The sequence below is a fragment of the Thalassospira xianhensis MCCC 1A02616 genome, assembly GCF_003326475.1.
Classification (GTDB): Bacteria; Pseudomonadota; Alphaproteobacteria; order Rhodospirillales; family Thalassospiraceae; genus Thalassospira; species Thalassospira xianhensis.
On the sequence record NZ_JPWA01000001.1, the window covers coordinates 195,410 to 213,610 of the forward strand.

An 18,201-nucleotide genomic window follows, 5' to 3' on the forward strand; every position below is an offset into this window, starting at 1 on the left:
CTTGATCTCGAAGACGAAAATGACCGTAGCGTGGATATGATTTTCCCCAGTCGCATGCAGCTAGCGATGTGTTTCCTGGGCGAACAGCCGTTGAAGGAAGCCGTGTCGGCTGGCCGTGGAGTCCCGGTCGGCTTGGAGGTTTTCGATGGACACAATCTGGAACTGAGCGAACCGGTGGCCAGCTTTGATGATGTCGTAGCCTTGGCCAAAGAGCTGCATAAGCACCAGAAAGACCTGGCGGGGAAGCCCTACACCGGTCACCTTGAGGCAGTTCACGATAATCTTGGTCCAGAGGCAACCGAAACGGAACGAATGGCAGCCTGGCTACACGACACGATCGAAGATTGCTCAATTGATGACGGGGCAAAAGGCAAACGACCGCTTGTTCGGGAAGATCTGCGCGCCTTGGGTGTTCCACGTGATGTCGTTGAAATTGTCGAACTTCTGACCCGGAAATCGTCCTGGGTTGCGCCGTCATGGTTCAGTGCGGAGGCCATCCGGACACACCGCGAGAAGATGTACCTCGAGAAAATTCAGGGAATCATTGACAGCGGGAACATCTCGGCAATGAAAGTGAAGCTGGCGGACAACCGGCACAATAGCTGCGCCGAACGAAACAGCCAGTTGACAAAGCCATCGGACATCCGACGAATTGAGCGCCTTCAGCAACGTTATCACAAAAGCATCGATATGCTGACATCTGCCATCAGAACTTTGGAAGCAGGGAAAAATCCATCATTATGAGCGACCAAAACAATGCAGATGCCACGCTGACCGAGCTACTGGCTTTGGCATCGGAGTTCACTCTTGCCACCCGGGATAACGGTCGACCCCTTATCACTGTTCGGAAAGTTCCCGGATTGGATAGCGAGCGCAAACCTGTAATCCGGTGGGGCGTGTTCCGTGATGGAGAACCAGTGGGGAGAGACCTTTCAAGAGTAATGGAGATGACGGACCGTCTGCCGTCAGCGCGCGACGAAGCATTCATCGCAAACTACAGGTTCAACACCCGAGAAGAAGCGATAGAACATGGCAAGCGCGCCGTTGATGCGTTCGAAGCGGCAGTTACTTCAGAAGGTTTGACATTCATTGTTGTCGAACGTTGCTGGCGGGATGGGGGCATGACCCAGGATGGAACCTTCCAGCCCTAACGGTCACTTAGCAGCGCGGCGACCAACCGACCGTCGCGCTCCAGCAGTTCGTCACCATAGCGAATAAGAATTGCCAGGGGAGACAGATCTTCAAAATCTTCAAGACCCGCGTCCTTTCGAAGCTGTGACGGAATATCAGCCTCCCGGCCAGGGCCGAATTCAACAGCTCGAAAAAGAGCTGCCGCGGCAACACTTCGACTGACCCCCATATTGCAATGAATGACAACCGTCGCTGACGGGGCCACTTGCATGACCTCTCTTGCCAGGGCGAGAATGGCGGCCGCATCTTCCTTGGATGGTGGCATCACACTCCCACCGCGGAGCAACGGAATTTCCGTGTCCGTGTCACCCATAGGGATGCTCTCATATCTGATGCCGTCTGAGAATTTGGGTTTCCGTGGGAATTTGTGATGGAATTCTCCCTCTGGCATAAGGCCCAAAACCAGAAAAGGCATCCGCCCATTTCTGGTCAAGAAGGATACCAAATCTTCGACTGCTTGAACCGATGAGGTGAGAACCTTCATGCCACGCTCCCGGAACCAGAAACAACTTTCTCGACGGCACTCACTTGCACGCTCAAACAAGGACCGTCGTCAATCTTGATGTTGAGAGCTTCCCGGTTTCTAGTGATTACAGTGCCAAGGAGGCCGTCCTTCAAGAGCACACGGTCACCTCCGTGCAGCGCCAGGACCCTCTTGCGTAAGCGCGCGGCGGCTCGCCGGGGAGGGAGAATGACAACGATCAGAAATACGACGAACACCAGTGTCACCGGCGCGGCCGACAGCAGAAAGTCAAACATCAGTATTCCCTTTCGAACTTGCCGAGCTTTGAGGGACAAATCGCTTGATGACCCTGTCCATCGTCAATCCTTGGACCACGATGCTAAACACCACCACACCATAGGCCATTGTCAAAAGAAGTTGCTTGAACGGGTTTTCCGGCAAAGCCAGAGCCAACGCCACAGAAATCCCGCCATGGACACCACCCCACGTCAACACTGGGATAGCCCCCGGGGTGTACTGGTGAGACCCGATTGAGAGAGTGCCAAGCACTCCTGCGACCACAATAAAGCGCGCGACCAGTGCCACCACAATCGCAATCCCTGTCGCCAATAAAGCGGTCGTGCCGTGGTCGATGGCAAAGACTTCGACCCCAATAAGCAGAAAAAGCATACCGATTAGACCGGTATGGACGACCTCCCAGAACTTATGCAGATAGAGCCGGGTGTTTTCGACCATTCCGTATTTTTGCCCATGATTACCGATGAATAGCCCGGCAATCACACTCCCAAGAGGGGCGCTGACATGAAGGACGCGCGCAAATGAACTGAGAACAAACACAAGGGTGACTGTGAGCAAGACTTCCCAATTGTGCTGATTTGAGGTCTTGGTCCATCGATAGGCCCCGTATCCAAGAATGCCCCCCAGGACGATGCCGCCGATAGCCTCAACAAAAAACAGCTCTGCAATATGTGCAGGAGAGATGCTTGCTTCTTTGGCAAAGGCAATCTGCACCAGAACCACGAACACAACGACACCGATACCATCATTGAAGAGGCTTTCCCCGGCGACCTTTGCTTCCAGGGTCTCGGGCACAGCGTGCTTCTTGAGGATAGCGATGACAGCAATTGGGTCTGTCGGGCTAACGATTGCACCAAAGACAAGCGCTGTTAAGAATGGAAGCTCAACGCCCAGCCAGTTGTTCAAAACATACCACATCGATGTTCCGATAATGGCTGTGGTTAACAGGGTGCCCACCAAGGCGAGCAATGCAATTGTCCATTTGCGCGCGAGGAGGGGGCCGACCGAGGTATGCAATGCATCACCGAACAGCAGAAATGGTAACATCCAAACCATAACCACCGCATAGAAATCGATGCTGGTGGTAAATTCCTGTAAATTTTCCCAAATGGTCCAATGAGGATTGACCACATCAAGCGCGCCCACACTGCTCGTCGCAATCAATGCCACGAGTAGGAGGCCGATTTCATTTTGCAGCTTCAGGAAACGCTCATTCAACCAACCGATGGTAACAACGGCCAGAAACAAAATGGCAAGGGTGTCAAGCATATCCATGCTAAAACTCATACTCTGGAGCAAAGAAGCGGGTGGAGGGGGACGATTGATCGTAACGCGTCGAAAGGCGCACGCTGTTGAAATATTCCACGAGGGGTGAAAGGAAACTCATTGGCAGAAACACTCCGATTTTCTGTTCAGCGCCGACCTCACATCCGACGAGAACACCCGCCACCTGATTGTTCTCGGTGAATGCTGGCATTCCAACGTCTTGGGAAGACAGGTAGCCGCAATCAGCCGCAAACCCCGCGAGAGTGAATTCCCGAACGTGCGTCGTACGGCTGGCATCACGGGGGAGCGATACCTGAAACTCAGAAAAGTCACCGAGAACAAAGCCACAGACGACAGTTTGAAACTGGATACTGTCGAGCTCTCTTTCTACCGCAGAGCTGAAAAAAGGAACCGACAGTGCTGCATTACGCGACGAAGCAAACCAGGTCATAGATGCGTGCGGAAGGTCAAAGCTTTCCGCCACCTTGCTGACCGGCGATAGTAATGAAACTTCGCCCAGCGGGGCCCGATAGACTGTGGAAACCCGAACCCCGTCGTTCGAGATCTGCCCATCAGGACCGACGGAATGCAAGTGCAGGTTCCGATAGGCCATGTAGATAACGTTGGAGTTTGCGAAGACGCCGTGACCCATTGCGTAAACGTTCCTTGCGACCAAAGTTGCAAAACAGCGGAATTCTTTCCGACCGTCAGGCAAATGGGTTACAACGGCCGCAACGTGGCTTGAAACCAGCTTGCGCAATGCGTCGATAGCTTCGTCGACCTTTTCCATGCGAACCTCCTGTTATAGGGTCAGGGGAATAATAAGCCCAAACCTATGCTTGTCAACATTATTAGTGACGATTAATGTTTTCTTTTAAATGCTGAGCGCTATAATGAAGTGGCTATGAAAAAAAGGAGAAATGCGATGTTCGATGTCGACGTTTATCATCAATCCTTTGTTGAGCCCAAGAGGGCAAAACGCATTCATCACAGGAAGCGCATGGAGGCGAAAGCCTTGAATTATGCAAACAGCAATCATCTGTTCGGCGAGCCAGACCTCAACAGGGATCGTGTGAAAACGAAAGACACAAAAGGGCAGCGTCAACAGGGACTGACTTCATGGGCTTCTGTCGAGGAGGCACGTCGCGCTTGGGCCAAAACTCACCGCGACACTCTGAAAGATTGTCAGTGCTGCCTCTGTTCCAATCCTCGCGCGCGCTTCAACACACCAACGATACAGGAACATCGCGCCGCGCTATCCCAAGAGGAACAACTCCAGGAATATCTGGCAGCCTAGGGAACCGCGTAGGCCCAAAAAAGCGCCCCCATGCTAGGGGCGCTTTTCGCATAAGGAAGGGTGGTGGCATCTACCGGAGAATCCATGCAACGATGCTACCTTCATAAAGCCTGCCCGAAAAACCCACTGTACTATTGGTCGACTCTGAGCAAACGGCTATGGCTTCTTCAAGGGTTAGCGGCCGACCTTCAATAAATACCGAGCGGTCATTGCTGCCAACAAACACTTGGTCCAACCTGTCCTTCATATTCATCCTTGCAGCGGCTACGCATAAATCCTCATTTAACTGGCTTGCGACGAGAACATACCGTTGGCCAAGCGCGTCGGGGAATATGTCAATCAGTGCACTGTCCGCGACGACGATCTCTGAAAGCGTTCCACGATTACGAACGAACTTTGACGCCACGCCTCCGGCCGAAGCGAGCACCTGTGGCGAAATTTCATCAAAGCCAGCCTGGCCCTTGTACAAATCACCGATACTTGATGTAATTTGCGTGATGACTTTTTCGAAATCCCGAGCCCGCTGTGCATGAGTAATCGACAGGTACGCAGCGTAGGCACCCACAATTAAAAGAGCAAAGATACCAATCGCAACAGACAGTTCAAGCAGGCCAAATCCAACTTGGCGCCGACCAGAAGTCCAATGCCTACGCAGAACCGTTCCATGAGTGCTCAATCGATTTCCCCTTTATAAGAGCGCTGCGCATTCAGAACCGAAAGTTCTGATTGAATTTAGCCAATAGCGCAACTCTTTCCTTTAGGCTAACATCAGTATTCCTGTATTTGGAAGAAAAATGGGAATCGCATGAAAAACAGATGGGCATCCACCCCTTTGCCACGACTCACAGAGCCCGGGTTGGCCATTGGCAGTATTCAACAAGCTAGGCGGCATAAGAGACTGTTTGATGCCGTATTGACTTGCGAAGACCCATTGATGAAAGTCAGCTCCAGAGTTCGGTTCCATGGGCCGCACCGCCAAGATCACCTTATCCTGCGATTTGAAGACGTAGACGAGGATTGCCCCCATCTGTGGCAAGCAACCGAAGAAGTCGTATCTGAAGCACTCTCATTCGGACGGGAGCATGCTGAATCGAAAATGCTCATTCATTGTGTAGCAGGAATTCGGCGGTCAACTGCGCTCGCGTACGCCATTGCCTCTGATCGGCTGGGACCCGGAAGAGAACAGGAAGCCCTTGATTACATCCTGAAGGTCAGGCCTGAAGCCATGCCAAACGGACTTGTTGTAGACATTGCAGATCGACTGCTTCAGCGCGACGGACGTTTGACCCGAACACTTGAACAGTGGGAAGCGAAGACCCCCGCAGTCGCGAAGAACCGGGAGGCAAGAGCAATACACATTGACAAGTACCCGGAGCTCTATGCCCTCAAGCCCGACGCTGACGCCGTCTTTATCCTCAGGAACCCGTAAAAGATAGGAGACCCAACCAAATGGCAGAGAAACTAGTCCGAGACTTACTGAGTGACCGAATTCCAGCCGCCGAGTTGCGTATCGAGGAAAACCCGGAAAGCCTGCGGCAGATGGCAATCCGTAAACTTCATGAAGAGTTCGGCGAGCTTGCCGATACGGATTACAGCGATGTGAACGAGTTTGCAGATGTGCTCGAGGTCGTCTTGCACATAGCTAAGCAAGGTGGAATTACGGAAGAAGAAGTATTCAGCGCCAGGGACAAGAAGGCAGCTGAGAAAGGGCGCTTTGAGAGAGGATTGGTGTGGTCGGGCCCACAAAACTAGGGCCCGACAAGACACTTACTGGCATGCACAATCAAACTTAAGATGGCTTCACTTCTGATAGCCAGCGATGTGCCGGATTTCCGCCTGGCTTTGTTCAACGCTGGACATACGCTGATTCAAAGTCGCAATTTCGTTATGAATACCACCAAGGCTCGCGTTGATAGTCATGAGAATCTGTTCAATCCGGAGCAGGACATCAACGGCAGGCCCTGGCTTTGAGGCCTTTGTGCCGTGGGCGCTTTCGCTTGGAGCGTTGGAGCTTCTTTTCTGCCGGGCGGCTTCGATTTCTGCCAGTGCTTCCCCGGTGGGTGGCCCAAATGGCTGAGCATTGGCAAGAGCGTCGCTATGCATATATTTCAGAGCGTCATCGTTAGCGACAATTGGTTGCTCCCCCATGCCTGGGGGCACATCTGTTTTATTATGGGTTTGTTTATTGGTGGTACTTGCGGACTGTTTGGTGGCATTGGCAAGCGCCGCCATTCGCCGCTTCCGCTCTCCATCTGTTAATGAATTGTCATGAGAGAAATCTTTCAAGCCATGACGGTCATAATACGAGCGGAAGAAATCCTTTTGGACTTCCCAGTCATGCTCCGAAATTGGATTATCATGATTGAGGCATTGATGTTTATCACGCGCCTCAGCCAGGAGAAGGTCGACTTCAATTCCCTTAAGGCGTGACCGCAACACCCGCCTTTCTTCACATTTATCCTCGCCGCGCCGTTTCATGTAGGGTTCACTACCAGACGGGAAGGGATGGAACTCCAGCTTATCTTTCCCAACCGCTTTCAGTAATGAATTAATCCGAGCAATAGCCTGCTCACTGACACCTTTCCCTTCCTCAAAAAACCAGCGTTCGAACTGTACCAATTGAGGATCACTTTTTCCGTGACTATCAGATGTAACAACGTTCAAGGCATGAATTAAAAGGATTTCTTCGGCCTGAGTAAGGTTAAATCCAACAATATAGGGAGAATTGCTGATAATCCACGCGTGTGCCATTTAGACCTCCTTAACAAAAGGACATATTCTATATAATGAGCACCAGCCTATCATGTTTGCTTTGCCCGTCAACATTTTCCTTTCTGAAATCTTTGGCGTCAGCAATGGAAAAGAAAACTTGTTCCACTCATGGCAGGAGGCTATTGTCACAGCAAGTTGATGGGAACAAGGTATACCGATAAGTGGCTGATTATACGAATGACGTTAAACCGCTGGACCTTATGCAGGTGTTTTATTCCGATGCGGCGGCAGGCATGCCTGACACCGATGATAAGAAAGCGGTCGCGATCCATATGATCCGCAACGTACAGAATGTTCTCGTGAAATTGAACGCCGCGCTGGAGAAAGTGCTGGTGTCGTTGCAGAACGCGACACACGATATTTCCGTTAGCATGTGGGAGCGCCCCGAAACCGATGACGAGATGGAGAACGATTTCGGGTTTAGCGGCATCAATCTGTCGAGCAAACTGGGTCACCTTTACGGGACACTGAAAATCACTGTAACGCCTCTGGAGAATGATAGCATAGAGTTTGGGGTTTCTCAGTCGCTACCCCACGATGTGGGAGATGGCGCCTCCAATGAGCAAGTTTACCAGAGACTGGGCTATGTTTTCCTATCGATGGTTTGCCATGAGATGGTGCGCGAAGGTGCTGACTGCACACGGATTGCTTCCGATAGCGCCACCTCCCGAATTATTACCCCACCCAATGTGGATGAGGTAATAGATGAATTGGTGGCGCAGTGGGTAACCGATTGTTCCTCTCTCTCCTTGCCGGACAACGATGCGGCCTTGATGCCTTGATTTCGGTGGCAACGTCGCCGGTCAAGCCGAAATGGCGTCCCTACATCGGCTTCGGGACGCCATTACTCGTTTTCCTGTCTCCGCAAGTCTGATCCGCATCGGAACCGCCATAGCGCTCGATCAGAGCCTCCATACTGGTGCCAGGAGCTACGAAACTCTTTTCCACGACACCGCATCCAGGCACGCGGTCGTACACCTTCAGGGCAAGCCGCTCACCCTGCCTATCGAACACTTCAACTCTCAAGTAGCGTCCATTGAAATTTGTCTCCGCCACAAGTGCGTCGTTAATGTCGAACTTGCCCACGATTTCGTTCGGGTTGTCCTTTTTAGGCCCTTTTCTTTTTCGATGTTGCTTCAGCCCTTTCACCAAGGACATTACTTGGTCACCAATTGTGACCGCAGTTTTAAGGTTCCAAAGAGACTGTAGCCCATCGGACTCAATAGCATCTGCTATCACCTCGTTTGAATGGAACTTGCGAGCACCCGGGTCCGCCTTCATCGCGTTTGTGATGTGGTAGATAAGGCCGTCCGGGCGCTCGATTTCGCCGTCGACGGCCACGATGAGAACATCATGACTATCGGTTGTCAGTCGGCCGACAACATCAAGGCGGGCAGGGACTCGAGATGGGGGAGTTCCATCCCCCACACTCATACGCACTGTCACATGAGTGTGGCAGTGAACCAACGGAATTGGGGCCGGGAACTCAAGTTCCACCGCCTGACGCTGGGTATCGTTCAGAATGAAAGCCAAGTACATACAAGCCACCAATTACCACGGACGGAGCAGCCCAATTAGGCCTTTTGTCACAGAGCTGGTCCGGGTATCACTTTCCTCCGACACCCCTTTAACCACGATTTCCCCGGTATCATGATCCACAGTTTCGTATTTCTTAACAACCACAGAAAGCACGTATTCTTTGCCCGATGGAGGCAGTTCGCCAAATCGCTCTTGGAATAAATCCGGGTTGTAGTGATAACAACGAACATAGTCGGCCGGAGTCAGCCTTGAAAGCAGGTGATTAACAAGAGCATTATCGCGACCGGGCATCGCATTTGTCGTGTAAGCCAAACACGTCGCGCCCATAGTGTCATCTTCCCAGGAAACTCCATTGTCGATGTGTTTAAGCATCGAGTTCAGTGTATGAAACGCCTTTGGCAAAAACGAAAACTGCTCATAAATGTGATGCTTGTTCGCAGCAAAGGTGAAGCCCGATAGATCCATATTCGGCTTTGCTTCTGCAAGATGAGCAAAAAGCAACCCTTCAAGCCGGGTCTGAAGCGCCGCTTTGTTCTTTTGCAGGAAATCCATATTTGGAATTTCAATAAAATCGTAATTCACGAGGAACTGCATCAGGGCATCCTTATCACGCATATCGATCGGATAAAGCGTCTTTCCTTTCCATGTCGCCGGACAATTGAAATTTGGGTCTTCGTGGATCAACGCAATACCGTCTTTAACATCGAACAGATACAGCCCACCAAGATGCCGAGAGTAGAAGTTCCCTTTGTCAAACACAACATGCTCGGGCAGACAGTCATTACTTTCGACATCCCCCAGTTTCTTGGCCAGCTTCACCATCTCAAGGAGCTTAGCTTCATCATTCCAGCTTTCACTGGACTCACGCACATCCGTCGCCAGTGTCTTTAACCTCGCCGCGCCATCGACAAGACCGGACGGTGTGTGAACGCTGAAGGTGACCGTTTTCATCGAAAGCAGGTCATCAAGTGAGTCAATTCGGTATGTCTTGTTGTCCAACTCCCCGAAAACGGCGTCCTTCGCCGTCAGGTTAAAAAGGGCCTTTTCATTCAAGGAAATGAACTCTCGCATCATCCACGGGGTCGTGGTGAAGTGAGCATCCAAGACAGCCAGGTTCTGTTGCTCGATAGCCAACAAGATGTACTTTCGGTTCACCCCAAACGCGTTCAGGTACTGCCGATTTCCGAGCTCTTCAGCGATCTCCGGCGAAAATCCGGTTGCATCAATATGGAATGAGGAAAGACGAGTTCTAGGCAAGCCAAGGGCTTCCATAGCGTTACTATAGCGTGAAATCAGGTGCTCACGCTGAACAAGCATCAGGTTTTCGATGGAACCCATAACGGCCGACGACAGTTCACTCATATTCAATGCCTCATTTGGGAAGAGCCGGGGTCAATTAAGCCCTTACTGCATGCTTGACGTCTTTGACTGGCTTGCGACTGGCTTTTCCCGTCGGTGACGCAAATCGGTCATTCAATTCCTGAACCAGTGCTGAAACCTTGTTCTGGATGGCTCCAACCTTATCCACGACTTTTCCCGTCATAACTTGCGGCCCCTTACGCAGGAAGGCCAGACCGCGCGCTCGGCGAAGGAATGCGGCTCGAACGTTCAGGTCGAACTCACTGTATTTTTCAGGAAGGTTCTTGGCCAACCGAGCGGCGACCAAGCCGCCAATATACCAATGAGAAGCGAAAGCAACGACAGCGCAAACTCCAAAGGCGACCGCAGCTTGCTCAATGAACAAGGCCAGAAGTTCCGGGACGATGCTGGCAACGGCAGTCAATGTAATCAGCCCCGCAGTCCCAGCCGCAATCGTACAAATGTTTGTCAGTTTCCGCCATGCATTGATACGGCGTTCCAGGGTCTGCCCGACGTCATTTGACAGGACTTTCTCCACCGCCTCAATTGTCCGGGCAATGTGATACCCACGGACATCGCGAAGCTTGTTAATTGCTTTGCGCAGGTCGCCCATATCCCGGTCCCGGATACTCTTCAGACGTGCGGCCACGTCAGGGTCCTGAATGTCAATGCGCGCGGACTCACTATAGGTCAGATAGAACCGGCTCGATGTTTGTTCCGTCGACGACATTGAACGCTGCCAAGCTGCCACAACCTCCTCCAGATTGTTGTCCTTCGCAGTGACGTCAATCTGGTTCAGAATGTAGCAGAATTTGTGTGAGTCACTACGCCGATGCGATTTACGAACCAGATGTTCAAGCGTGTTTTTCATCACGCCAGACTCAACCTTGTTGGCGTCGCACAACACAAGAACGAGATCAGACAAATCGAGAATGTGGTCAACCAGTCGCAATTTGCTGGCCCGCTCTTCATCGGCGTCAAAACCCGGGCTGTCGACAAGCACTAACCCCTTCAGCACGTCGGAGTTAACCGCCTTAAGAGCAAGGAACTTGTCGGTCAGTAGACCCTCACCTGGCGCGACCTTTTCAATTTCGTCAGACATCCGATAAAACGGAAGCCGCCCGTCATTCATCAGAGCCGTGCCCGGCAAATCCATCTGTTTTTGCCCGTAACAAATGACGGTGAACTTATCATCAACAGCCTGCTTGCCGGTCTTTTGAACCGTCACACCAAGCAAATCATTAATAGCTGTTGACTTGCCTGCACTATACAGCCCGACAACGGAAACAACCGGCCACCACGAGATCCGGGACGTCAATGTTTCATGTCGCTCGTACAGGCCCAAGCGGTGCAGAACGCTGTCCATGTCAAGTGTGGTTTGAACGAAGGACGACAGGTCCTGGTCTTCTTTTTCCAAATGCGCGCAAAGGCTTTGAACCATTGCATTCTTGCCTTTAACAAGGCTGGTTTCTTTTGGTTTGAACATGATCGTCAGCTCCCTTGAGCGATTTTGGAAATGGAGGCAGCAGTGGTGGGGCGTGACGTGTTAATCAGAACTTCCGCCGCTATCGCTGCTGTAACCACTATCACTGCCACCGCTATAGCCACCGGTGTAACCACCGCCCGTTGAACTTTTGCTATCGTCGGAATCCCCTCCACGATACGCATCATCGGAATTCCCACCGCGATAAGACCGGGAGCTCAAATCGGCACCGGCCCATACCCCAATGTCGAAATCATCATCGTCATCTCCTTCACGACGATGTCGGCCACGGGGTGAAGAGGTGTTAACTCCGCGTGATGAGTTGCGAGCCGCAGTTGATGCGTTGCCACGTGCCAGGTCATCACCCATTACCGTTTCGGTGATGTCATCAACGGTCTGTGACACGCTGTTGCGAACTTTGGTGACTGTATCCGTGGCCTCTTTGCGCACGAAGCGAATGGTACGCCAGATAACCAATGCAACTGCTGCCAGGATAGCAAACACAACACTCACGAAGATGGCTTCGCGCACCGGATAGTAGACATAATCTGCTGGCACAACTTCGACCGACAGCATGTTGGGATACCAGCCAAGTACTGGCTCAATACGCCACCCCATCCGGTAAACAAGAGTGTGGAGGAGTTCGGGGCTTCGGCTCTGGTTGAGCAAGATAGCGTTAACCTCCGACTGAACAGAACCACTGTCCCATTTCAGATAGAAGTTATTGTCTTCGTTTCGGTAAGAACGAACAGATTTTCCGTCGAGCGTTTGAGCACTGTTAATGCGCACGTCTCGGCTCTTTTTCTTCTGGTTATCTTCACGAGAAGAAGTCGTGGTCGACGCGCTATCGTGGTCGTCATCAAACCGGACAACATCTGCGCCCGTGAGAACGACAACTTCACCGCGTGGCGTGATGTAGTGCAGGAAAGCACCACCAACCAGTACAAGCGATACCAGCACAATCATCTTGGTCACGCGAAACGCTGAGCGCAGTGAAGCGAAACCATCTGTTTTCATATCAGTCATGTTTTCCCTTTCTCGAGGGCAGGTTTATGAACATTTAAGGAAAGCAGCCAAGGATTACAGCGTGAATCCAACTGGGATTTTCCTTAATGATTGGTGGAATGCCAGATCAGCGTGATTAGAAGAGCGACCGGAATAACGAAGGTGAAAAAGCCGAGCTGAATTGCCTTCCAACGGCTGATCGAAACCAGATGCTTCTCGACATAGTCATCTTCGTTCAAATTGCGGTCGTCACCGTTCAAATCGGGAGCTTCCTGGCGAAACGTGCGCCGCAGCTTACGGCGCGCGAAGAACTCACTGAGTTTGCAGCCGAAAAGCCAGGCGACGTAAAGGATAATGGGCAAAAGCAGCACCCAAACAAGAAATCTTCCCATTACGCATGCCCCCTTCCAAGTTTTTCAACCGCGGCCGCACGCACCTTGGCATCCTGGACCGCGTTCTCGACGGCTTTGTCGAACGATTTGTCCGAATAACGTACCTCGCTGTCGGCGTACCGATTAACTTCCTGCAACACCATTTCAGCGGTCATAGGCTTCATAAGCTCCCGAACCATTGAAATCTTGTCCGGCATCGAACGGTGCATGAAAGTTTCCGGCTTCTCCATCCACTCGTTGGGAATCTCGAAGTCCATGCAACGCGTATTGACGCTGTCCATAATGTTTTTGATGGCACGCCCTGTGAATCGCGGCTCAAGTTCCTGAATGCGCTTCATATAGACGCCAATCTTGTGGAGGTTGTCCAACTCCCCGATTTCACCGGTTACCTGGTCCAGAAGGTTGGCAATTTTCGCTTCCTGCGGGCGCGAGTGCTTTGCATACGATTTCTCGGCGGCAGCCTGAATGTTCTGTGTTGCAAAAAGTTTTCCTTCGGCATCACCCAACCCGAGAGCTTTCTGCCCGGACTGTCCCGCCAGTAAAGCGAGAAGGTCGATGTAATCTTCGGTCGTCTGCGGACCATCAATCAGGAAGCGCGCACCGGCACGTTGGCGAAGAGCGTCATCAACCTTTTCTGGGTAGTTGGAAAAAGCACCAAAGGTACAATTGCCACGAACTACCGTGCCTGGCCCGGCCCAGGCATCCATCAGAACGGACGTAACTTCTTTTTGACCGTTTGATGCATGGGCATCGTCGCGGCTGGCCGCGATCAGGTCGATATCGTCAACCGTACCGAAGCCGATAACACGCGGGTCCGTTACCGCCGTGATGAAAGCCTGACAATTTTGGCCAGACCGACCCTGATACTCGGAAATCTCGTGAACACCAAAATTCCGATAGACGAACGGATATCCTGCGACCTGACAGTAGTCGTTCAACAAACCGGCCATCATCTGAATGAGGGTGGTTTTGCCGGTTCCCGGGAAGCCATCCCCCATAAAGGTGAAAATGTGACCACCCAGTTCAACAAACGGACTTGTCTGCAATTTGAAGTCATATGCCATCAGCATTTTGGCAAGACGATTGCACTGCGACTTTGCCAGATGGTTTCCAACAACTTCTTCGGGCTTCTTGAAAGTCATGGAGAGGGAGGCCGATGAAACCTTGCGTTCAGACGGTGCAAAGCCATTGATGCTGAATTCGGAGCCCTCCACCCTATAGTTGGCAGACACAAACGCCTCAACAAGCCGCGTACCGGCCGATGTGAGGGAAACAGCTTTGGACCGCTTTGCACAGAAGTCGCGCACGATCTTTGCGAGGGAAGCGTCGCTTCTGGCCGCTTTGACGATTGTGGACAACTCCCATAGGAAAGCGTCTTGGGCTGCAATGGGATTGGTGAAACCAAATTCACACGATTCAGGAGCTTCATCGACGACAGCCGGGTCAGCAAGATAGTCCGCAAGCGACCATGCGACATATGAAGCTGCCACGAAACTCATAATGACACCAGCCGCATACTGGTACTCACAGAAGGCGTCACGCTGTTCCTGCGTAAGACGTGTTGCAGAGTTCAGAGCCTTTAACCTGCCAAGCTCCGTTGTCTTTTGAAACAATTCGACCACCGCGCGGGCAATGGAGACACCCTCGCGAATTTCCCGAAGGATGTGAATCTCAGCCGCTGTCGGCAACCCATCATCGGCGCTGACGGCGTGGATGGCATCGACAAGGCTGAATTCGCTCGCGACACCTACACCGTTTTGGACCGGGTTCATTGAAAATGAACGTCGACGCCCGACGACATCGTGGGAGGATGCAGATGTAGCCACTGCCGGGGCGTAGCGTGACTTCTTGAGCGCATCGGTTACAGACGAAACAAAGGATTCAATTTCCGACCGCTTGATTTCCATCAGACTTGTGTTTTCAGCCATAAAATCTGGACCTTCTTACATATGCAATGCAACGTGGCCGGACTTGCCGACAACATAAATTGGTGTCTCAGCAAAGGGATGGTCTCCCTGCTGAAAGGATTGATAAACGGAGTGTGGAACGACCACTCTCCGCAGGACTTCTGACGCTCCAGACAGATTGGCGCCATGCTCAGCCCTGTTCACGTCAAACACTTCTGTGCGCTTTGCACCGCTGAACACGCCGTCCTTATTGGTCTCACTGCCCATTGAGCGAAGGATTTCAACTTTCCACTCAAATACCCAGTCCTCAGACGGACTTTCTGAGAACCCCTGAAGCAGCGTAGAAACACTGTTTTCCTTCTCAGGAAAATCGCTACTTGAAAAGGAGCCGAGCGAAATACGCGTCAACTGTTTGGGATGAAGAAACGCGAGCTTTTCGTCAATCCCGGTCGCTACCGTCAGCAACTTGAGGGCCGACTGCGAATAGCTTTCACAGGTCTCTGACAAGACCTCCTTAAGCCCGTCATCCTTTACCAAGCCGCTACGAGATGAGTCTTCCGCAACCATAATGTAGATGACCGGCATACAGCGCGATGTATCATAAAGAGCCCAATGAATGAAAACGTACTTGACCCCATTTGAGTCTGGCGTTCCGATTGCTGACACCTTTGGTGCCTCGAACGTCTTCATAAACTGGCCCTGCTTCACAGCGTGGCGATAGGTTTGCTGTGCCATTTCATTCTGGAGATGCCGGGGAATGCTCTTGTTGACCAAGATGTAATCCACGATTTTGCTGCGATAGTCGTGCCAAGGGATCTCCTTGTTGCAAAGCTCCTCGAAGTCATTCTCAAGTCGGCGAACTTCAACACCGTAGGGCATACCGCCATTTGAAACGTCAATCGCGAGCTTTTGCGGCATGTCCGTCGAAAGGTATGGCGTATAGGCATATTTCAGAAGAAGCAGCCGCATCATGTTTCCAAGAAGGTCTACATAGTGTGACACAACGTCTAGCTCTGCGGAGCTTGTGCAACCCCACACCTGTTCAGCATCGCTGAGCTTGCACAAGCTCTTGAGAGCCGAAACAACGGACGCACACTTCGCAAAATAGCCGTGAATTTCATCGCTACTTTGAAGTTCTCGGTAATGTTTGCGATTGTTATTCATGCACGGCACCAGCTTGGAAAAAGCGAGAAGGGAAAGCTGGACGAACTGGCTTCCAGAAAAGGAGCAGTCCGCCCATTAGTCCGTGGAGGCGACTATCAGGATCGACCGGCCTGATGCTTTTCCAACAGATCGGACAGCAAGTTTTCGAACTCATCCCGAGCGGTTTCCCGCTCCTCTTCAACTTTTGCCTGGAATGCCAAAGTCGAGTGATGACTATTGAGCATATCGCCGAGGCGGTCCTGAGAGGCGGCCGCCACGCTGGCAACAATCTGGATTGCCTTGCGGTCGACTGCGGCACCAACCTCGCGGATAGCATGCGCACTCTCTTGAATGGCCGCTGTCTTCATGCTTTCAACAAGAGCGTCCCACTGATTGATGCGCGCCACAGTATCTTTCTCAAGTACAGTGATAAGGGTCCGCTGAGCACCTGCCTGGTCGTTGAGCGAAGAACGATAAATCTCGTAGTTTTTGGCGTGCTTCTCCAGAGTGTTACTCGCCGCAAGCAGTTCCTGTTCGCGCGTTTTCTTCTGTTCGAACTGGCCTACAAGCTCGCGATACTCCGTCTCCAGTTTGGAACGCACTTTGAGGTCAGTCTCGGCGGTGATCTTTTCCTGGAGCTGACTGATATCAGCGGTCAACCTGTCGAGCTCGCTAGTTAGACCGGTCATTTCTTCAATAACCTGCTCGCGCTCTTCGCTTACCGACTGGAGTGATTGCGAAATAACGTCTTGCTGGCCTGAAATGGTATTAAGCTGTTCCTTGAGAATCGCAGCAATACGATCGGATTTGGCAAGAAGGTTGTTCAGATTTGTCCGCAGGTTTGCACCACGAATGCGTTTCTCGCGCATGTCATTGGCGGTTGCTTTTGAAAAGTAGCCCACGAGTTTCTCGCCGACAGTCGCCTGCTGAAGTGAAGTAATGTGGCCATCAATGGCGTTCACCGATACATCAAGGCCGACAACCAACTCGCAAATACTAGCCTGCATCGCTTCCTGATGAGCCTGAATATCGCTCAGGCGCATTCCGGCGATGTCCACATCAAGGCCGATGTCACCGATGTCGGATGCCAACTTCGCATGTTTTTCTGTTTCGCGCCCAATGTCACTGATCCGAGCTTCCATAAGCTCCTGAACCTTCTCAGGGGACATCTTCGCAATTTCGGCACGGCTCAACATTTTACTTTTTGGCATCCGAGTTCTCCTTAGGATGGCAGCAAAATGCGCCGCCGTTTTGTTTGATACCCAAAGAAATGTCATTCACGCACATTCTTGTCAACATACTTTTACTCTAATTGATATTTTTCCTTCAAAATTTGAGGGAAAGCCGATAATTTCCTTGCTTTCAAAGCGAACTTTCCCATAAATCGAATAAAGACATGAAGCAGCCCAGATCTTTGCCGAGGATAAGATGAAGTTAATAAGGCAACACAAGAAGACTCCAAACCTGTCTAGCTTCTCCGGTGTTCAGCTAGAAGTATTGAAACTCGCAGCCTGGGGACGCAGTAACAAAGAAATCGGGGACACTCTTGGGCTAAAACAAAACACAGTGAAGGCTCACGTGAAGTCTGCGTATCAAAAGCTCGGTATCGAGCGCCGTACGCAGCTGACATTCATTGTGGGTGCAGAGTTTGGCACCACTCCGGTGTCGTTAAGCGACATCCCGGCTTCCCACAAACGAGTTGCTGAATTAGTGTCGCTTGGATTCACGGATGCCGAGATTGCTGCATTGATTGGGAAAAGCTGCCCGACGGTTTGTATTATCGTTCGAGACCTTATTACGGCGATGGGCGTAAAGAACAGAACAGGGGTCGCCAATGTTTGGCTCGCGACGATGGGGCGTGTTCAGACAACGCCCAGCCGGATCGAGGGGCACGACTGGGAAAAGCTGTCTGAACCGTTTGGTCCAAATGCACAGGAAATCGCACGGGCTTGCGGAATCACAATTGAGGAGCTGGCCGATAATCTGCTGACAAAGCTACGATGGAACGAAACGGATCGGTTATTCGTACTTCATCATTCTCATGCCTAAGCCAAGGCATCGTTACCAAATGCCTGCGACGATGCGCA

At 51.7% G+C, this 18,201-nt stretch carries 21 protein-coding genes; 7 read left to right on the forward strand and 14 right to left on the reverse strand.

Translation table 11 applies throughout. From position 1 onward, the window contains the following. The first annotated feature begins 30 nt into the window (after positions 1–30). Together TH5_RS01170 and TH5_RS01175 are read left to right on the forward strand one after the other, a co-directional pair. Positions 31–744, forward strand: coding sequence for a hypothetical protein (locus tag TH5_RS01170; protein WP_147250017.1), 714 nt, complete (start codon positions 31–33; stop codon positions 742–744). Beyond that, positions 741–1,151 carry a hypothetical protein gene (locus TH5_RS01175; RefSeq protein WP_114120239.1) on the forward strand — a complete coding sequence of 137 codons (411 nt, stop codon included), beginning with the start codon at positions 741–743 and terminating at the stop codon, positions 1,149–1,151. The genes TH5_RS01170 and TH5_RS01175 overlap by 4 nt, the downstream gene beginning before the upstream one ends. On the opposite strand, the gene TH5_RS01180 is transcribed toward TH5_RS01175, so the two are convergent. The 4 genes from TH5_RS01180 to TH5_RS01195 are packed head-to-tail and all read right to left on the reverse strand — an operon-like array spanning position 1,148 to position 4,007. Next, positions 1,148–1,675 carry a hypothetical protein gene (locus tag TH5_RS01180; protein ID WP_114120241.1) on the reverse strand — a complete coding sequence of 176 codons (528 nt, stop codon included), beginning with the start codon at positions 1,673–1,675 and terminating at the stop codon, positions 1,148–1,150. The genes TH5_RS01175 and TH5_RS01180 overlap by 4 nt on opposite strands. Continuing rightward, complete coding sequence (locus TH5_RS01185; protein ID WP_114120242.1) at positions 1,672–1,950, reverse strand: preprotein translocase subunit YajC; 279 nt, start codon at positions 1,948–1,950, stop codon at positions 1,672–1,674. The genes TH5_RS01180 and TH5_RS01185 overlap by 4 nt, the downstream gene beginning before the upstream one ends. Next, entirely contained in the window at positions 1,943–3,226 is a 1,284-nt protein-coding gene (locus tag TH5_RS01190) for a cation:proton antiporter (protein ID WP_167443423.1), read from the reverse strand. Before TH5_RS01190 ends, TH5_RS01185 begins: the two co-directional genes overlap by 8 nt. A 1-nt stretch (position 3,227) precedes the next feature. Then, entirely contained in the window at positions 3,228–4,007 is a 780-nt protein-coding gene (locus TH5_RS01195; RefSeq protein ID WP_114120246.1) for a hypothetical protein, read from the reverse strand. Positions 4,008–4,142: 135 nt separating this feature from the next. Between TH5_RS01195 and TH5_RS01200 the strand changes: the two genes are divergently transcribed. Then, on the forward strand, positions 4,143–4,514 hold the full coding sequence (locus TH5_RS01200; RefSeq protein ID WP_147250018.1) for a hypothetical protein: 372 nt from the start codon (positions 4,143–4,145) through the stop codon (positions 4,512–4,514). Between the two features lie 70 nt (positions 4,515–4,584). Here the strand turns inward: TH5_RS01200 and TH5_RS01205 are convergent, their stop codons facing one another. Continuing rightward, complete coding sequence (locus TH5_RS01205; protein WP_114120249.1) at positions 4,585–5,190, reverse strand: prepilin-type N-terminal cleavage/methylation domain-containing protein; 606 nt, start codon at positions 5,188–5,190, stop codon at positions 4,585–4,587. A gap of 258 nt (positions 5,191–5,448) precedes the next feature. On the opposite strand from TH5_RS01205, the gene TH5_RS01210 reads away from it, so the two are divergent. Both TH5_RS01210 and TH5_RS01215 read left to right on the forward strand, forming a co-directional pair. After that, positions 5,449–5,943: a tyrosine protein phosphatase gene (locus TH5_RS01210; RefSeq protein WP_167443424.1), complete on the forward strand. Its 495-nt coding sequence runs from the start codon at positions 5,449–5,451 to the stop codon at positions 5,941–5,943. A 20-nt stretch (positions 5,944–5,963) separates the two neighbouring features. Next, positions 5,964–6,266: a nucleoside triphosphate pyrophosphohydrolase gene (locus TH5_RS01215; RefSeq protein ID WP_097052719.1), complete on the forward strand. Its 303-nt coding sequence runs from the start codon at positions 5,964–5,966 to the stop codon at positions 6,264–6,266. 48 nt (positions 6,267–6,314) lie between these two features. Here the strand turns inward: TH5_RS01215 and TH5_RS01220 are convergent, their stop codons facing one another. Next, the gene (locus TH5_RS01220; protein ID WP_114120252.1) at positions 6,315–7,265 is read right to left on the reverse strand and encodes a hypothetical protein; all 951 of its coding nucleotides are present in this window, start codon (positions 7,263–7,265) and stop codon (positions 6,315–6,317) included. Between the two features lie 182 nt (positions 7,266–7,447). On the opposite strand from TH5_RS01220, the gene TH5_RS01225 reads away from it, so the two are divergent. Then, positions 7,448–8,068, forward strand: coding sequence for a hypothetical protein (locus TH5_RS01225; RefSeq protein ID WP_147250019.1), 621 nt, complete (start codon positions 7,448–7,450; stop codon positions 8,066–8,068). Positions 8,069–8,108: 40 nt separating this feature from the next. Here the strand turns inward: TH5_RS01225 and TH5_RS01230 are convergent, their stop codons facing one another. The 8 genes from TH5_RS01230 to TH5_RS01265 all read right to left on the reverse strand — a co-directional run bounded on the left by TH5_RS01230 (position 8,109) and on the right by TH5_RS01265 (position 17,325). Continuing rightward, the gene (locus TH5_RS01230) at positions 8,109–8,825 is read right to left on the reverse strand and encodes a hypothetical protein (protein WP_114120255.1); all 717 of its coding nucleotides are present in this window, start codon (positions 8,823–8,825) and stop codon (positions 8,109–8,111) included. Between the two features lie 12 nt (positions 8,826–8,837). After that, positions 8,838–10,187 carry a DUF6638 family protein gene (locus TH5_RS01235; RefSeq protein ID WP_114120256.1) on the reverse strand — a complete coding sequence of 450 codons (1,350 nt, stop codon included), beginning with the start codon at positions 10,185–10,187 and terminating at the stop codon, positions 8,838–8,840. A gap of 34 nt (positions 10,188–10,221) precedes the next feature. Beyond that, positions 10,222–11,670, reverse strand: a complete 1,449-nt coding sequence (locus tag TH5_RS01240; RefSeq protein WP_114120258.1) for a dynamin family protein — start codon at positions 11,668–11,670, stop codon at positions 10,222–10,224. Positions 11,671–11,730: 60 nt separating this feature from the next. Then, positions 11,731–12,693, reverse strand: a complete 963-nt coding sequence (locus tag TH5_RS01245; protein ID WP_114120260.1) for a DUF1523 family protein — start codon at positions 12,691–12,693, stop codon at positions 11,731–11,733. An 83-nt stretch (positions 12,694–12,776) separates the two neighbouring features. After that, positions 12,777–13,064: a hypothetical protein gene (locus tag TH5_RS01250; RefSeq protein ID WP_114120262.1), complete on the reverse strand. Its 288-nt coding sequence runs from the start codon at positions 13,062–13,064 to the stop codon at positions 12,777–12,779. Further along, positions 13,064–14,992 (reverse strand): ATP-binding protein, encoded by a 1,929-nt coding sequence (locus TH5_RS01255; protein WP_114120264.1) that lies wholly within the window; start codon positions 14,990–14,992, stop codon positions 13,064–13,066. Before TH5_RS01255 ends, TH5_RS01250 begins: the two co-directional genes overlap by 1 nt. Before the next feature lie 15 nt (positions 14,993–15,007). Continuing rightward, complete coding sequence (locus tag TH5_RS01260) at positions 15,008–16,135, reverse strand: hypothetical protein (RefSeq protein ID WP_114120265.1); 1,128 nt, start codon at positions 16,133–16,135, stop codon at positions 15,008–15,010. A gap of 95 nt (positions 16,136–16,230) precedes the next feature. Further along, positions 16,231–17,325, reverse strand: coding sequence for a hypothetical protein (locus TH5_RS01265; protein ID WP_114120267.1), 1,095 nt, complete (start codon positions 17,323–17,325; stop codon positions 16,231–16,233). Between the two features lie 217 nt (positions 17,326–17,542). Between TH5_RS01265 and TH5_RS01270 the strand changes: the two genes are divergently transcribed. Continuing rightward, a complete protein-coding gene (locus TH5_RS01270; protein WP_114120269.1) occupies positions 17,543–18,163 on the forward strand; it encodes a response regulator transcription factor in 621 nt (206 codons plus the stop codon). The last annotated feature ends 38 nt before the right edge of the window (positions 18,164–18,201 follow it).

Excerpts from the sequence above, each read along its gene's own strand:
- TH5_RS01180 (WP_114120241.1), bottom strand. The coding sequence starts at position 1,675 with ATGAAGGTTCTCACCTCATCGGTTCAAGCAGTCGAAGATTTGGTATCC.
- TH5_RS01255 (WP_114120264.1), bottom strand. The coding sequence starts at position 14,992 with ATGGCTGAAAACACAAGTCTGATGGAAATCAAGCGGTCGGAAATTGAA.
- TH5_RS01260 (WP_114120265.1), bottom strand. The coding sequence starts at position 16,135 with ATGAATAACAATCGCAAACATTACCGAGAACTTCAAAGTAGCGATGAA.
- TH5_RS01265 (WP_114120267.1), bottom strand. The coding sequence starts at position 17,325 with ATGCCAAAAAGTAAAATGTTGAGCCGTGCCGAAATTGCGAAGATGTCC.
- TH5_RS01240 (WP_114120258.1), bottom strand. The coding sequence starts at position 11,670 with ATGTTCAAACCAAAAGAAACCAGCCTTGTTAAAGGCAAGAATGCAATG.
- TH5_RS01190 (WP_167443423.1), bottom strand. The coding sequence starts at position 3,226 with ATGGATATGCTTGACACCCTTGCCATTTTGTTTCTGGCCGTTGTTACC.
- TH5_RS01215 (WP_097052719.1), top strand. The coding sequence starts at position 5,964 with ATGGCAGAGAAACTAGTCCGAGACTTACTGAGTGACCGAATTCCAGCC.
- TH5_RS01200 (WP_147250018.1), top strand. The coding sequence starts at position 4,143 with ATGTTCGATGTCGACGTTTATCATCAATCCTTTGTTGAGCCCAAGAGG.
- TH5_RS01245 (WP_114120260.1), bottom strand. The coding sequence starts at position 12,693 with ATGACTGATATGAAAACAGATGGTTTCGCTTCACTGCGCTCAGCGTTT.
- TH5_RS01235 (WP_114120256.1), bottom strand. The coding sequence starts at position 10,187 with ATGAGTGAACTGTCGTCGGCCGTTATGGGTTCCATCGAAAACCTGATG.
- TH5_RS01185 (WP_114120242.1), bottom strand. The coding sequence starts at position 1,950 with ATGTTTGACTTTCTGCTGTCGGCCGCGCCGGTGACACTGGTGTTCGTC.
- TH5_RS01195 (WP_114120246.1), bottom strand. The coding sequence starts at position 4,007 with ATGGAAAAGGTCGACGAAGCTATCGACGCATTGCGCAAGCTGGTTTCA.
- TH5_RS01250 (WP_114120262.1), bottom strand. The coding sequence starts at position 13,064 with ATGGGAAGATTTCTTGTTTGGGTGCTGCTTTTGCCCATTATCCTTTAC.
- TH5_RS01175 (WP_114120239.1), top strand. The coding sequence starts at position 741 with ATGAGCGACCAAAACAATGCAGATGCCACGCTGACCGAGCTACTGGCT.
- TH5_RS01210 (WP_167443424.1), top strand. The coding sequence starts at position 5,449 with ATGAAAGTCAGCTCCAGAGTTCGGTTCCATGGGCCGCACCGCCAAGAT.
- TH5_RS01220 (WP_114120252.1), bottom strand. The coding sequence starts at position 7,265 with ATGGCACACGCGTGGATTATCAGCAATTCTCCCTATATTGTTGGATTT.
- TH5_RS01270 (WP_114120269.1), top strand. The coding sequence starts at position 17,543 with ATGAAGTTAATAAGGCAACACAAGAAGACTCCAAACCTGTCTAGCTTC.
- TH5_RS01230 (WP_114120255.1), bottom strand. The coding sequence starts at position 8,825 with ATGTACTTGGCTTTCATTCTGAACGATACCCAGCGTCAGGCGGTGGAA.